12 protein-coding genes are annotated in these 14,929 nt (G+C 44.1%); all 12 read right to left on the bottom strand.

Annotated elements, in window-relative coordinates; all coding sequences use genetic code 11:
* Window positions 1–57 precede the first annotated feature (57 nt).
* Window positions 58–690 carry a Tat proofreading chaperone DmsD gene (dmsD, locus tag P3L40_RS19610; protein WP_210853057.1) on the bottom strand — a complete coding sequence of 211 codons (633 nt, stop codon included), beginning with the start codon at window positions 688–690 and terminating at the stop codon, window positions 58–60.
* 63 nt (window positions 691–753) lie between these two features.
* Window positions 754–1,605 (bottom strand): DmsC/YnfH family molybdoenzyme membrane anchor subunit, encoded by an 852-nt coding sequence (locus tag P3L40_RS19605; RefSeq protein ID WP_210853055.1) that lies wholly within the window; start codon window positions 1,603–1,605, stop codon window positions 754–756.
* 1 nt (window position 1,606) lies between these two features.
* Complete coding sequence (locus P3L40_RS19600; protein WP_210853053.1) at window positions 1,607–2,224, bottom strand: DMSO/selenate family reductase complex B subunit; 618 nt, start codon at window positions 2,222–2,224, stop codon at window positions 1,607–1,609.
* An 11-nt stretch (window positions 2,225–2,235) separates the two neighbouring features.
* The gene (locus tag P3L40_RS19595; RefSeq protein ID WP_210853050.1) at window positions 2,236–4,680 is read right to left on the bottom strand and encodes a DMSO/selenate family reductase complex A subunit; all 2,445 of its coding nucleotides are present in this window, start codon (window positions 4,678–4,680) and stop codon (window positions 2,236–2,238) included.
* Window positions 4,681–5,090: 410 nt separating this feature from the next.
* Entirely contained in the window at window positions 5,091–5,831 is a 741-nt protein-coding gene (locus P3L40_RS19590; protein WP_136134254.1) for an SDR family NAD(P)-dependent oxidoreductase, read from the bottom strand.
* Between the two features lies 1 nt (window position 5,832).
* Window positions 5,833–6,084 (bottom strand): acyl carrier protein, encoded by a 252-nt coding sequence (locus P3L40_RS19585; protein ID WP_004259523.1) that lies wholly within the window; start codon window positions 6,082–6,084, stop codon window positions 5,833–5,835.
* 19 nt (window positions 6,085–6,103) lie between these two features.
* Entirely contained in the window at window positions 6,104–6,913 is an 810-nt protein-coding gene (locus P3L40_RS19580) for a MaoC family dehydratase (protein WP_210853048.1), read from the bottom strand.
* Window positions 6,910–8,163, bottom strand: a complete 1,254-nt coding sequence (locus P3L40_RS19575; RefSeq protein WP_210853046.1) for a beta-ketoacyl-[acyl-carrier-protein] synthase family protein — start codon at window positions 8,161–8,163, stop codon at window positions 6,910–6,912. The genes P3L40_RS19580 and P3L40_RS19575 overlap by 4 nt, the downstream gene beginning before the upstream one ends.
* Window positions 8,160–9,572: an efflux transporter outer membrane subunit gene (locus tag P3L40_RS19570; protein ID WP_036958244.1), complete on the bottom strand. Its 1,413-nt coding sequence runs from the start codon at window positions 9,570–9,572 to the stop codon at window positions 8,160–8,162. Before P3L40_RS19570 ends, P3L40_RS19575 begins: the two co-directional genes overlap by 4 nt.
* A 2-nt stretch (window positions 9,573–9,574) precedes the next feature.
* On the bottom strand, window positions 9,575–11,548 hold the full coding sequence (locus P3L40_RS19565) for an ABC transporter permease (RefSeq protein WP_094962370.1): 1,974 nt from the start codon (window positions 11,546–11,548) through the stop codon (window positions 9,575–9,577).
* A complete protein-coding gene (locus P3L40_RS19560; protein WP_004259542.1) occupies window positions 11,548–12,729 on the bottom strand; it encodes an efflux RND transporter periplasmic adaptor subunit in 1,182 nt (393 codons plus the stop codon). The genes P3L40_RS19565 and P3L40_RS19560 overlap by 1 nt, the downstream gene beginning before the upstream one ends.
* Window positions 12,726–14,927 (bottom strand): peptidase domain-containing ABC transporter, encoded by a 2,202-nt coding sequence (locus tag P3L40_RS19555; RefSeq protein ID WP_210853044.1) that lies wholly within the window; start codon window positions 14,925–14,927, stop codon window positions 12,726–12,728. Before P3L40_RS19555 ends, P3L40_RS19560 begins: the two co-directional genes overlap by 4 nt.
* Between the last annotated feature and the right edge of the window lie 2 nt (window positions 14,928–14,929).

Genomic DNA, 14,929 nt, shown 5'->3' with positions numbered 1-14,929 from the left:
TAGCTGATTGATATAAAAAACTAATAGCACCACCCTACTTGGGGGTGCTATTTTTATTTACAATGTATCTTTGTAAAACACCACTTTCTCTGATACAGGTAAAGTTAATTGTTGTTGATATCCATCCAATGTTTCTTTTGCCAATATTGCTAATGCACGGTAAAAATCGCTGTTAGCCGAATCTATCAATACTTCGAGAAAACATGCCGACCAAGGTAATAGATGCCAAGCAAGCAACTCTTCTAAATCTGCTCTGCGATTTTGCTCAGCGAGCCAAGCCGCTAACATCAAGACCAGCCCAAAGTGGTCTTCTGGCTCTTTTTGTGTCGTTACGGGTTCAACACCTTTGGCTCGCATCCATTGGCGCAGCTCAACGGTTGAATCACCAAAAACAATTCTTTCTTTGTCTAGCCAGACTGACCCCCAAGGGGGAGCGGGTAAAGCATAGAGCCCGATAAACAAGCGCTGCCATGCTTCACTGAGGGGTTCATTCTCCTGAGCACTGGATTGCAAAAGCTGGCTAATTTTCGCTAAAGAAGGTAAGGAAAATGGCCATTCTTCATGCCAAGTTGGCTCTTGTAAAATCGAAATAATCTCTGCGTTGTTTTCATTTTCTGGTGAGAAATAAAATAAAGACCCCAGAACTCGCCCTGTCACTGCGACGTGTTCAAGAAAGCGTGCTTCTTGCATATTTGATTGTCTCTGAAGTTATCAGCGCAGGGAAACCATCTCCTGCGCTGAAAGGTTTACCAATTAAGCCACAGCCATGCCGACTGTCATGTGTAAACCATAGAATAGCCCACGACCGATAAATTCACCAATCAGTACCAGCACGGTACCAAGAAGTAAACTCAATACCGAAGGCTGATTTTGTCGCACAACAGGCAAAATCCATAGCAGCAACCCGAGACTGGTCACCACTAAACGTATCACTTGTAAAACACCAAAATCAGGGACTAAATCCACTGCTTTTTGTACAGAAGTGGCAATTAGCGCAATTTCTCCGCTTTGCAGTAGTACCGACGCGATAGTCACAATATAAGCCACGATACTAATCGCCGCTAATTTACCACTATTAAACGGAAATTTAGCCACTCGTAATAGCAAAGTGCCTAAAATTGGTCCGACAACAAACAGGGTCATAAAGAAGCCGATAGTGGTATGTGGTGTGTTCCATGTTGGCACCGTGCTTATCATATAAACTCGTGTCATTGCCCAAACAAATAACAGCCCCATCAACATGGTGATGATTAACCACACTTTATCTAACCCTGTTGGCATCTTTTTCATTGCAGATAACAGCCACCATAAGCCGCCCAAAGCAAAGAAAATGGAGCCAAACAACACTTCGTTACTTAATGATGACGCAAACACACGGTTCATCGAGTTAAATGCACGCATCGGTGAGCCCATATGCATCATCGATGCCAAAAATCCTAAGCCCATCAATACCCATAACGCGAACATTGCGTTCACAATGCGCTGTTTTTGGGATTTATCATCTGTCGATAACCAAGCAAGCCCTGTCACAATCACGCCACCTGCAATACTTTGGCCTAATACCGTAAATAAAATCAGCGGCCATTCGTGTAATCCATTGCCCATGTTATACCTCCCGAGGATTGGCTAAATGGCCTGTCGTATCATTGACAGGGCGACTATTGGCATTGGGTTTAATGACAATATTGGGCTTGGTATAGTGCGCTTCTGGTAGTGGCGCAATCTCTGCCAAATTGCCATGTTTCTCACGTAACTCATCAATAGGACCAAAGTCTAATGCACGCAGTGGACAAGACTCGGCACAAATCGGTTTTTTACCGACGGCAACACGTTCATAGCAACCATCGCACTTGGTCATATGCCCTTTTTCGCTATCAAATTGCGGCGCACCGTATGGGCAGGCCATATGGCAATAGCGGCAGCCAATACACATACTTTCATCCACAACGACAAAGCCATCTTCACGTTTGTGCATCGCGCCACTTGGACACACTTTCACACAAGCAGGGTCTTCACAGTGGTTACATGAAATCGACAAATAATAACTAAATACGTTTTGATGCCACACACCGTTATCTTCTTGCCAATCTCCCCCCGCATATTCATAAATGCGCCTAAAATTCACCGCAGGAGATAAATTTTTGTAGTCCTTACACGCTAATTCACACGTTTTACATCCCGTGCACCGTGCAGAATCAATATAAAAACCATATTGTGTTGTCATGATTTATCTCCCTATACCCTTGCCACTTCAACCAAATTACTGTGTTGCGGATTACCTTTCGCTAACGGTGACGGGCGTTGAGTCGTCAGGACGTTTAGGCTACCACCATGGTCCACCTTGTTTTCATCAGGCGCGTACCAAGCCCCTTCCCCCATTGCAACAACCCCTGGGATGATGCGTGGAGTCACTTTGGCAGCGATCTGCACTTCCCCTCTATCGTTGTAAATACGCACTATGTCACCATCTTTAATATTGCGACGTTTTGCATCAATAGGGTTGATCCACATCTCTTGTAAACAAGCAGCCTTAAGCACATCAATGTTGCCGTAAGTGGAGTGAACGCGCGATTTATAGTGGAAGCCACTCAATTGCAGTGGATATTTTTCGGTGAGCTTATCATCATGGCTTTCAAAGCCTGGGGAATACATTGGGAGTGCTGATATCAAATCACCTTCCGCTAGCGTCCATGTTTTCGCGATATCCGCTAATTGTGATGAATAGATCTCAATCTTTCCTGACGGGGTATTTAATGGGTTCGCAATTGGGTCTTCGCGGAAAGCTTTGTGTGCCACGACATGCCCTTGTGGGTTCATTTTTTTGTAAATCCCTTGCTGCTGGAATGTCTCAAAATCAGGTAGCTCAGGTAACTTTTGTCGTGAAATTTCATACAAATGGCGTAGCCACTCTTCTTGGGTTCGCCCTTCGGTAAATTTCTCTTCAACCCCCATACGGCGTGCGATTTGTGTACACATTTCATACACCGTTTTGCTCTCAAAACGTGGTTCAATGGCTTGGCTAGCGAAAATCACATAGCCCATATTACTAGCGGCACCATCCAAGCAAAAATCCATCTGTTCAGACGCGGTACAATCTGGCAGGACTAAATCCGCATATTTCGCTGAAGCCGTCATATGGTTATCAATCACTACTATCATTTCGCATTTTTTATCATCCTGAAGAATGTCATGCGTTTTATTAATATCAGAGTGTTGATTGATTAAACTGTTGCTGGCGTAGTTCCAAATAAACTTAATCGGAACATCCAGTTTATCTTTACCTCTTACCCCATCATGAGTTGCAGTCATTTCAGGGCCGCGCTCTATCGCATCAGTCCATAAAAATACGGAAATACTTGCTTTGACTGGATTTTCTAATGTTGGCATCCGCTCAAATGGAATATCATAGTTCCCTTCACGAGCCCCCGTATTTCCCCCATTTATACCAACATTACCGGTTAAAATCGGTAACATCGCAATCGCACGTGCGGTTTGCTCGCCGTTCGAATGGCGTTGTGGCCCCCAACCTTGGCTAATATAAGCAGGTTTTGCGGAACCAACTTCACGTGCTAATTTGATGATTTTATCAGCAGGAATACCGGTGATTTGTGCAGCCCATTGTGGTGTTTTTTCTACACCGTCATCCCCTTGCCCTAAAATATATGCCTTGTAGTGGCTATTTTTCGGAGCATCTGCGGGTAGCGTTTTCTCATCATAACCCACGCAATATTGGTCTAAGAAGGGTTGATCAACCATATTTTCAGTGATCAACACATGGGCGATCCCTGCCACTAATGCAGCATCTGTTCCGGGGCGGATCGGGATCCACTCATCTTCTCGTCCAGCAGCAGTATCGGTATAACGCGGGTCGATCACTATCATTCTTGCATTAGAACGCTCGCGCGCTTGCTCTAATTGATAAGTGATCCCACCACCGCTCATACGGGTTTCGGCAGGGTTGTTTCCGAACAGAACCACCAACTTGGAGTTTTCGATATCGGAAACGCTATTACCTGCCCCACTACCATAGGTATAAGGCATCGCACAGCTGATTTGTGCTGTACTATAGGTACCGTAATGGTTTAAATAGCCGCCCATGCAGTTCATCAAACGGGCGATAGGTGAATTCGCTGGCGGCCATGAACGTGCGACTGTGCCACCTAATGTGCCAGTTCCATAGTTCAAATACACCGCTTCATTGCCATAATCGGCAATAATCCGTTTTAGATTATCGCTGATTAAATCGTAGGCTTCATCCCAACTAATTTGTTTGAATTTACCTTCACCACGTGCCCCAACGCGCAACATCGGGTATTTCAAGCGGTCAGGGTTATAGACACGACGGCGCATTGAGCGCCCACGTAGACAGGCCTTAACTTGATGCTTATTTCCGTAAACATCATCGCCGGTGTTGTCGGTTTCGACATATTTTATTTCACCATCAACAATATGCATACGCAGTGGGCAGCGACTCCCACAGTTAACGGTACATGCGCTCCAAACTATTTTTTCTTCAGGTATGGCTGTTTTGGGTGTGATTTCACTGGTATCAGCAATACTATTAAAAGGTAAACTTAGCGCTCCACTTGCAAGAGCGAGTCCCCCGACGGTACTGGTTTGCATTAGCTTCCTGCGGCTGATCTCCGATTGGAGTACTCCCTCAGATAATGCTTTACTCATATCTGCCTCACTTAACATTGCTTCAAAGTTTTAAAATGGCTTTTTTGAAATTTATTTTTATCTTTAATTTATTTATCGACTTCCAATTACCATTCTATAACCGAGGCACCGTGAGGTATTGTGCACGATCAATAATCCAATACAAATTGTGTGGTTTTAATGCGTTATATCGAGTCATTCAAGCCAGATTAAAATTAATATAATTATTTTTAATGTTTAATAATGAATTAAATTGAAATAAATATAATTCCATTCTTCTTTAACTTGAGTTTACTGTTTTTCATTTATTTCCGAGTCTCAATTCATAAAAATCCCCTTAAACGAAAATCGACTAAAACGTTTAAGGGGAAATATAAAATATGAATTATCGAGTGAATATTTGTTCTGCTAACAGCACTTAAAACGGGCAATTACGCCGTTAATCCACCATCTAAGACCAATGTTTGACCTGTTAGGTACTGGCTGCTATTGCCAATCAAAAATTCAACTAGCTCTGCCACTTCTTGGGGTTGCCCTAAGCGGCGTAACGGGATGTTTTGGCACATAGCTTTTAATTTAGCCTCAGGCATTGCACGGGTCATATCACTATCAATAAGCCCCGGAGCAATACAATTCACACGTAACCCAAAACGCCCAACTTCATGAGCCAATGAACGCGTCAACCCCATCATCGCTGATTTACTCGCCGCATAAGCTGTTTGGCCAATATTGCCTTTTAACCCAGTAATTGATGACATCAATACGATTGAGCCGCTCCCCGCCATCAACATTGCAGGTAATAATTTACGGTGCCAATTCATCACGGAAATGACGTTATTCTCTAGCACATCTCGCCAGATTTCAGCATCTTGATGAATATGTAAGGCGTCCCTAGTGATACCTGCATTATGAATAATAGCCGTAGGAGCCCCAAATTGTTCCAATAACGAGCTAGAAAGCGCGTCAACTTGTACTTCATTCTTACCATCACACGGGGATCCTTTCACCCATGTATCTAAATTGGGGTTTTCAAGATTCGCTTGTGTTTCATTAACGCCATCAACGCTACGCCCAGTAAAAACCACATTCCAGTGGCGTCGCAATTCACTAACTAGTGCGAGCCCAATTCCCCGGCTTCCTCCCGTCACGAGTATCCATTGATTATTTGCCATTTTAAGATTTCGACTCCTTATCAATATGTTCACACAGCGCTTTCACCGAAATTTCTGGATGTTCTAGGAAAAATTCCGCATCTAAAGCAACATTAAAGTCACGTTTAACAAGCACCATAAGTTCAACATAATCTAAGCTATCGAACTCTAACTGGACTAAAGTCATCTCCGCATTCAACTCTTCTGCTTCTAAATCTTTTGCATCACAGATCATGTCACTAATTTTGATATAAATTTCTTGATATTGGCTCATTTGTTTTATCCTTGCATTCTTATTGAGTTATTGAATTAACTTTCAATGTTATTGAATTATTTATTATTTTTTCTCTGTAGCGGGCAGCGATACTAATACTCACTAATCGACCACTCTCACTATCCGCGATCACTAAGGCCGGCAAAATACGTAGGTAAATAGGCTCAGGAGAGGTGATAGGAGCCCATTTCGTTAGAAGTTCACGGTCAAACACCACCTCTTGGTGGGTTTGTACGATAGGATAACGGCAAAAAATATCTTTCAATGTTGAGCCGACCGGCAGCCATTGTGCGATCTCTTGTTGTTCAAATAACGAGCTATCATGAATTAAGTACCAGAACAAAACTGCGTCAATAAACTGCCATTCATACATTTCGTTGGAAAACTGAGAAAATATTGACTGCAATTTCACCATCTCTGCGGTCGAAATCATTATTTCATTCGCGATTTCATGTAATACCGGTGGAGGGGTGAGCGACAATTGGCAAGTTAAACAGTTTTGTTGCTCATCAGAAGAGAGTAAAGCCACCGATCCCGCTTTATTTCGTGCAACTAATTGATAATCTTTATCGTTCCATAGCGGATTGCGTAACCGTACAACACATTTGATAAACTCAGAGTCGACAACCTCTTGTGAAGCCAATAATGGGTGATTTAATGACTCACTCGCGAATTGTTTCACATCGAGTAGTGCACGCATGCCATGCACACTCAGTTGATCTCCACCCTTCGCTTTGACCCATTCAAGGTCGAAATGAATCGGGTTATCATCACCAGAAAATGATGCCCACTGTTTTGCATCCTCAAGGGTATAACGTAACGTTCTCATAACGCTTTCTCTAAAATCAGTGCCGCGTTTGCCCCACCGAAGCCAAAACTCAGGTTTAGTGTACGCTTAACTTCACCAATACGGTGTTCGTTAGGGATATAATCGAGGTCACATTGCGGGTCCGAGTGATGTAAATTAGCGGTTGCGGGCATCACGCCATGTGCCATCGCTTGCAAGCAAATAATGGTTTCAAAGCTACCAGCAGCGGCAATTAAATGTCCGGTATAGGATTTGGTGCTAGATATTGGGATTTGATAAGCTGCCGCACCTAATGCCTTTTTCAATGATTCTGTTTCATTTAAGTCATTAAGAGCTGTTGAGGTCCCATGGGCATTGATATAATCGAGAGATTCAGGAGCGGCTCCCGCTTGTTGTAAAGCCATTTCAATAGTTTTCACCCGAGCAACACAATCTTCTGCTGGTGATGTAAAATCAAAGGCATCAGAAAAATTTGCATACCCCGTAATCTCGCCCAAAATGGTGGCCCCACGAGAAATAGCGCTCTCACGCTCTTCTAAACACAACACGGCCGCACCTTCAGAAAGGACAAAACCACTACGGTCTGCGCTAAATGGGCAACTGGCACGAGTCGGGTCTTCCGCTTCACGTGTTAAAGCACCAAGAACATCGATATTCCATACAGCACAATCTGTCCGCAAGGACTCTCCTGCACCAGCTAGCATCATATCGGCTCGTCCATGACGAATCGCTTCAAAAGCATCACCAATCGCAATAGTGCCTGTCGCACAAGCCGCGATGGTCGTGTTTTGATATCCACGCAAGTTCCAAAACTGGCTGCAAGCCGCCGTTGTCACATTTGGCATTGCATAAAAACAGTTGAAAGGCGAGGTCATCCCTGTCGCTTCGAATTCACTGACTGACATATAACTTTCATCAAGCCCTGCCCATCCTGTTCCCATAATGACACCGCACATCAGTGGGTCATAAAAATCAGTTAATAGCGTGCCTGCGAAGGCCATATCCATGGCTTCTCGCGCTGCCCCCAAGGCTAAACGCGTATGGCGTGGTAAACGACGACGAATAGCCGCAGGAACCCCTTTTAAGCTGGGTTCATTATCAATAAGCCCTAAAAAATGGCTGTGGATATTTTGTGCAGTTTTATCAACGTAACGATAACCGAGCTTTTTATCCATAATCGCTTGCCAACATGCTGAAGCCGTATCCCCCAAAGGAGTGACAGCCCCATAACCTGTGACAACAACGCGCTTAAAGTGAGATTTTTGGTTCATAATGGGTTGTCCTCCTGTTGGGCGCTACCGCCACCTTGTGCTAACCAAAGCTGTAGCGTTGCATAAAGATAATCGTATTGATTTTGAGCTAATGAATTTTCAATAGTTAAAAGGTCATCTTGCGCATTAAGCAGTGTTTGATAATCCACGGCACCTGCTCGGTAACGGCTGCTGGTTAGCTTTAGCCGCTGCTGGCTAAGTGATAATGACTGTTGTAATTGCTGACGAATTTCATCCGCAGCAAAACGGGCTTCCATCGCATTATCGACTTCTGACAAGGCGGTATAAGCCGCACTACGAAATGCCACCGCCGCTTGTTGCACTTGTAAGTCGGATTGTTCAATGGTCAATTTCACCGTATTCCACTGAATAAATGGCAAAGAAATCGAACCCCCAACAACCCGTGTCGGGTCACTAAACCATTGAGAAAACAGCTGGCTACCCGCATTAAGCGCACCTTGCAAAGACAGTGTCGGGTAGAAGCTCAATTTAGCAGCGTCAGAATCAGCAAGCGCGGAACGTAAACGTGACTCGGCGGCTTGAATATCCGGCCGCTGTGCTAATACGGCCAACGGTGTCGCGTTAAGAATTTCAATCCGTTGATTTCGATTAAGTGCGGTGAGCTCACGCACATGTTGTTCTGCAGGGCGGTTTAACAATAGCGCTAATGCATTACGGGAGCTGTCACGTTCTTTAATGAGCCGTCGTAATTCATTTTTTCGACTAATCACAGTTTGCTGTGATTGTAAGAAATCCAGCTGGCTAACTTTTCCTGCTAAATACCATGACTTAATTTGCTGCTGGCTTTTTTCTGCAATCTTTTGGCTCGCAATCAGGTTATCAATCTGTTGATTTAACAGTGCAATATTCCAATATAATTGTGCAGTCGTATTAATAACCACTAATGCTGTTGCATGGTAATCCTGTTCGGTTGCTATTGCTTCCCACTCATTCTTTTCACGAATACGTGCCAGTTTTCCCCATAAATCGATTTCATAATTTAAAGTTAGATTTGAGCTATAACTCTCTTGGGGGGAGGTTCCATGACGTATAGATTTTGTATTACTTGCTGAGCCCCCAAGGGAGAAATCTGGGGTTATATTGGTATTTGCTAACCCGGCCGTACTTCGCGCCAGCTTTAATTTAATTGCCGCTGTGGCTAAATCATTATTATTTTCTAATACCTGATTGATCAGTTGGGATAACAGAGGATCTTTAAAGTTATCCCACCAATTTTCAGTTAGGTTCAATGCCTGAACTGATGTCATCACGTCATTTGCACCGGATTGGCGTATTTTATCATCCCACTGCTGTGGCAAAGTGAGCTCAGGGCGTTGGTATTCCGTACGCGTAAAACTGCCGCAACCATTTAGCAAAAATAAAGCAGAAATAATATAAAGTGATTTGATATTCATTCGCGTGCCAATGCCTCCGTTGGGTTGAGTTTGGCAGCCCGACGAGCAGGAAAATAACCAAAAACCAAACCAATTAGAGCGGAGAAACCGCACGCTAATAAAACGGGGAACAGGGTAAATACCATCGTAAATTCAGTGGTAAAATAAGAGAAAACCCACCCCGCTAACCATGCACCGACAATACCAATTAACCCGCCAAGCGAACAAATCATCACGGCTTCTATCAAAAATTGGTTCATAATATCTTGAGGACGCGCTCCGACGGAAAGGCGGATCCCGATTTCATGAGTTCGTTCCGTCACAGAAACCAACATGATATTCATCACCCCAACGCCCCCAACCAATAAGGAAATAGCGGCAATCGAAGTGATCAGTAATGACATTGAGTCGGATGTTTTTTGTAATGCATTTGCGAGCTGGTCATCCGACTCAATAAAAAAGTCCTTTTTACCATGTTCGCGTAATAACAAACGCTCAACCTGTAATTCAGCTTGTTGAGAAGTTAAGTTTTCAGGGAAGCGCAACGAAATAAATTCAATGGGTTTGTCCCCGACCACACGTTGCTGTAACGATGAGTAAGGAACCCACCCCATAACAAAGCCACTCGACATTTTGGGCCCCGGTTTACGGGCAATACCAATAATTCGCCATGGTGAATGACCAATCTGCACAATTTGCCCTAACGGCTCTTCTTCTGGCTGAAAAAGTACCTCTCGACTTCCTTCATCCAACACAATAACGGGCTCGCTGTCTGCCATATCGAGCGTACTGAAGAAACTGCCATGTAAAAGCTGAAACCCTTGTGCCGCAAAATACTCTTCTGAAACGCCATTAAGCATGATGGAGTTATCCAAGCCTTTATTAACGACCATCGTCATGCTGCTCGCGACGGGGGAAACAGACTCAATCCATGGCAACTGCTTTAGACTTTTAACATCATTTAACGATAATGCACGCTCCATATCAGGCCGCTTAGCCCCCCACCCAGTACCAGGGCGAATTTCCAGAGTCGTGCTGCCAAGCTTCCCAATTTCATCCATGATGGAGCGTCTTGCCCCTTCCCCCACGGCCATTGATGACACCACAGAAGAAATACCGATGATAATTCCCAACATCGACAAAAATGCACGCATGCGATGACCGAGTAAGGCCCGCCATGCCATACGAATAGACTCAATAATATTGCGCCACACCGATGCACGGCCATTATCTTCAACAGAAGGAAGCTGGTTCCGTTGTTTTGTGTCTGTCTGAGCTTGGTTCTGCTTATCAGAAACAATTTTTCCATCACTAATTTCAATAATTCGCTGAGTTTGCTGAGCGATATTTTTATCGTGGGTCACAATCACAACAGTGTGACCATCGAGATGAAGTTGGTGTAAAATATCCATCAATGCGTGGCCACTAGCGCTATCTAATGCCCCTGTAGGTTCATCCGCAAGAATGATTTGCGCACCATTAACCAAGGCGCGACAGACACTGACACGCTGCTGTTGCCCACCAGATAATTGATAAGGTTTGTGATCCAAGCGCGTTTGTAACCCTAACTTTTCTGCTAATAAAGCAACTCGAGCGCTCCGCTCATCTTCTGGCATCGCCGTATATAAAGCTGGGATCGCAATATTTTCTTCTGCAGTCAGGTAGGGCATTAGGTGATAACGCTGAAAAATAAACCCAAGATATTGGCTACGTAATTCTGCCAACTGATCGCTATTCACCTCATGAACCGCAATCCCATTGATCAACACTTCTCCTTGAGAAGGCTTATCTAAACAACCAATGATGTTCATCAGAGTCGACTTACCTGAACCTGATGCGCCAATAATAGCGACCATTTCCCCTTGGTTAATTGATAGCGAAATATCATTCAAAACAGGAATAGTTTGCGTACCGGCTGAAAACTCACGGTAAACATGATGAAGTTCAATCAGAGGACGGGTAAAAGATACATTTCGTGTCGTCGCCATCATTAACTCGCCACATTATCTGATTGAATAACAACTTGTTCGCCCTCGCTAATGCCCTCAAGTACTTCGACGAAATGGCGATCATTAATCCCCACTTTGATGGTGCGAGTTTCCGGTTTTTCATTGTTGATCACGGTCACTTCATATTGATTTGCACCTACAGCTCGCCCCAGAGCACTAACGGGGAGTCGTAAAGCATCTTTCGCTTGTGCAACACGAATAAATACTTGCGCTGTCATTGATGTCTTTAATGCACGATCGGCGTTATCAACCTCGAACGTTCCGTTGTAATAAATTGCACTGTTCTGTTGCCCCCCAGAATTATTATTACTTTCATCAAGTGCTTCGGGGGGAATGGGTTGAACATATCCCATCGTACTTTCGTAGTGCGTTTCAGGGTCCGCAATCACATAGAATGTGAGGGGTTGGCCTGGGTGGATTTTTTGAATATCTGCTTCCGAGATTCGTGTCTGAACCTGCATTTTATCTAGGTTCGCCAACACTAAAATGGTCGGTGCCGTCTGTGAAGAAACGATGGTTTGCCCTTCGTTCGCCACAATACCCAGTACTTCGCCACTAATCGGCGCGATGATTCGTGTAAAATTGAGGTTAGCTTGTGCAGTTTGTACATCCATTTCTGATTGTGTGATTAACGCCTCATTGACATTAACCTGCTGTAATTGCGCCTCATATTGTGCTTGCGCTTGTTCATATTCACTGCGAATACCAGAACCATCTCGCTGCATCACTACCTGACGCCGATAGGCTTTGATGTACTGTATTAAAGTTGCTTCCGCAGCCCGTTTTTGCGCCTGAGCACTGGATAACCGGGCGGTTGCATTTTTGAGCTCAGACTGCTGGATAGTTGGGTCGATTTCTGCTAACAACTCCCCTTTAACCACTTTGTCGCCTTGTTTTACATATAATTTTCTGATTTGCCCGTTAACCTGAGCACCTACGTTAACTTGCATTGAGGGCTTTAATGTCCCCGTTACCATGACGACTTTTTCAATATCGCCACGTTCCACCGATAAAATTACGTTTTCATGCAATGCTGGGGCGGGTGATTGCCACACAAAACGGCCGATCACCACGACCAGCACAAGCAATGCCACTAACCCACCTAAAGTGCGTAATCGTTGGGTCGTTAAACCCAATTTTGGTGCTACGTGGCGGGAGGTCATAAGGAAGTTCCTTCCATTGTCGCTAACAAAGAAGGTTCAGATTGAGGCGTGCCTGCTGTGACACAAGGGGCTTTATTGGTGCTGTTCTCAAGACTTAATTCCCCATCCACGATTCGGTAAAGTGCATCGAAATTAGCCGCCAACTCTTCACTGTGAGTGACAACAATCAATGTTTTACCTGTTTTCTGGCAATGTGACTGAATGGTTGCCATGACTATTTTCGCCGTTTCTTCATCCAAATTGGCGGTGGGCTCATCCAATAACAAAATAGGGCGGGCACTGTACAACGAACGAGCCAATAACAAACGTTGACGTTGCCCAAGTGACAGCGCCGCATGGCTTTCTCTTATTAACGCATTAACCCCACCAGGTAATTGAGTAATCACTGCGCCGAGTGCCAATTTATCAAGCAGCACTTCGACTCTTTTTTTATCTTTTTCGCGGAAGTTAGGGTCAAATAGCGTAATGTTATCTAAGACGGTCGCATTAAATAAAATATCTTCTTGGCTTTGCAAGCAAACCAATTGCGTAAGCTGCTGCACACTGACGGCTTCACCATTGGATTCGCATACTCCTTGCTGTGGGCTGAATAAACCCGCAATGGTACGTAATAACGTGCTTTTTCCTGCCCCTGACTCCCCAACAATGGCAACCTGCGTGCCTGAAGGTAAGTCTAATGACACATTATTTAAAATCGGTTTTGCAGGGTCATAACTGAAATGGATCCCCTTGAAAGATAAGTGTGGTGCTTTTCCTTGTACTGAGGTTTGTTTTTCGTGGAATGGTGCGGTGTCCTGCTCGCTTTTCTTAGGGAATAAAGAATGGGCGCGTGTATCAATAATATGCAGTTGCGACTTATGTATAATCGCATAAAAAATACGCGTCACATAATTGGTAAAAATTTGACGCAAGAAACTATAAGCAAAGAAATCCCCCAACGAAATTAACTCATTGGCCACCATGGGTAAAACCACCAACATAAAAATGACCATCTCCAAACTACCAGTTAATTGATAGATGCCATCTTTAATTTGTTGATACACATTTCTGCGTTGTATACAGGTAAACAATTCACGGCTTAGCCATGCAAATTGCGCCTTACGCTGATTTTCTATCCCTGCTGTTTTTATGGTCAGAATGCCTTGCAGCGTCTCCATAAAAAAGTCATTTAATTCTGCCGATTTTAGCTGTAACTGCTGGGTATACCACCGATCACGAATAATCGCCCATACGCTAATTAAGCCCATCACGGTAACACCCGCAGCTGAAATAGCCGCTAATACGGGTGCAATCCAAAACATGGTACCTAATGCTATCGCACAAATAACCCAATCCGTTCTTAGCCCGTTATCCAGCTCAATTTTTTCGGTTAATGCCCCCTGCCAAGCGACAAAACGGCTAAAAACATCCCCGGGTGCGCGTTTTTCAAAAAATCGCAATGGATTACTCAATAAACGAGAGAAACCAACCCCACTTTTAATCAACACAAAGTGTTTTACGAATCTCTCACTCAGCATTCTCACACCAAGGGCTAATAGTGTTGCAGCCACAAAGGCAACAATAAACCAGCCATAAGGGAAAATGGCATTTTTGGCGTCGGAAAAGGCTTGGTTGATTGCATTGCTCACCATGGCTGGCATTAAAAATAGCGTTAAAGAAACCAAAAAAGCGAATATCATCAACCAATAAACACCGCGAATCTCTGAGGTTTCTTTCAGGCTCATTGCATGAGGGGCTTTTTTCCCTGCCCCATCATTTTTGTCTTCCGGTGCTAATGATTCAATTTTTTCCAGCGCGGTATCCGGTTCTAAAATTAATGCATAACCGCTGATTTCCGCTTTTAATGCAGAGAAAGGTAGCCACTGCTGCCCAATTGCAGGGTTCATCACACACACGTTATTTCCCTTGCGATAAGCAAGCAGCACAAAATGGCTTGCTCCGTAATGTAAAATAGCGGGAAGTGGTAAACTATTGAGCTCTTGGTGCTCAAATAACACCGGTGTCGTCGCAATACCGTAATTGGCTAAAATGGACGAAAGGTCAATCAAAGAAGTTCCATGATCCGATGCTGGATAGACCTCTCGCAGAGTTTCAAGAGAAACGTTGAGACCTTGGGTTTGTGCTAACATCGCAATACATGCTAAGCCACATTCATTGGTTTCTTCTTGAGAAACAAAATTTGGAATAATATTTTTCATTA

The sequence above is a fragment of the Providencia sp. PROV040 genome (assembly GCF_032706145.1).
Lineage (GTDB): Bacteria > Pseudomonadota > Gammaproteobacteria > Enterobacterales > Enterobacteriaceae > Providencia > Providencia hangzhouensis.
Note: the sequence above shows the minus strand (reverse complement) of the source record. Positions and strands in the feature narration are given on the sequence as shown.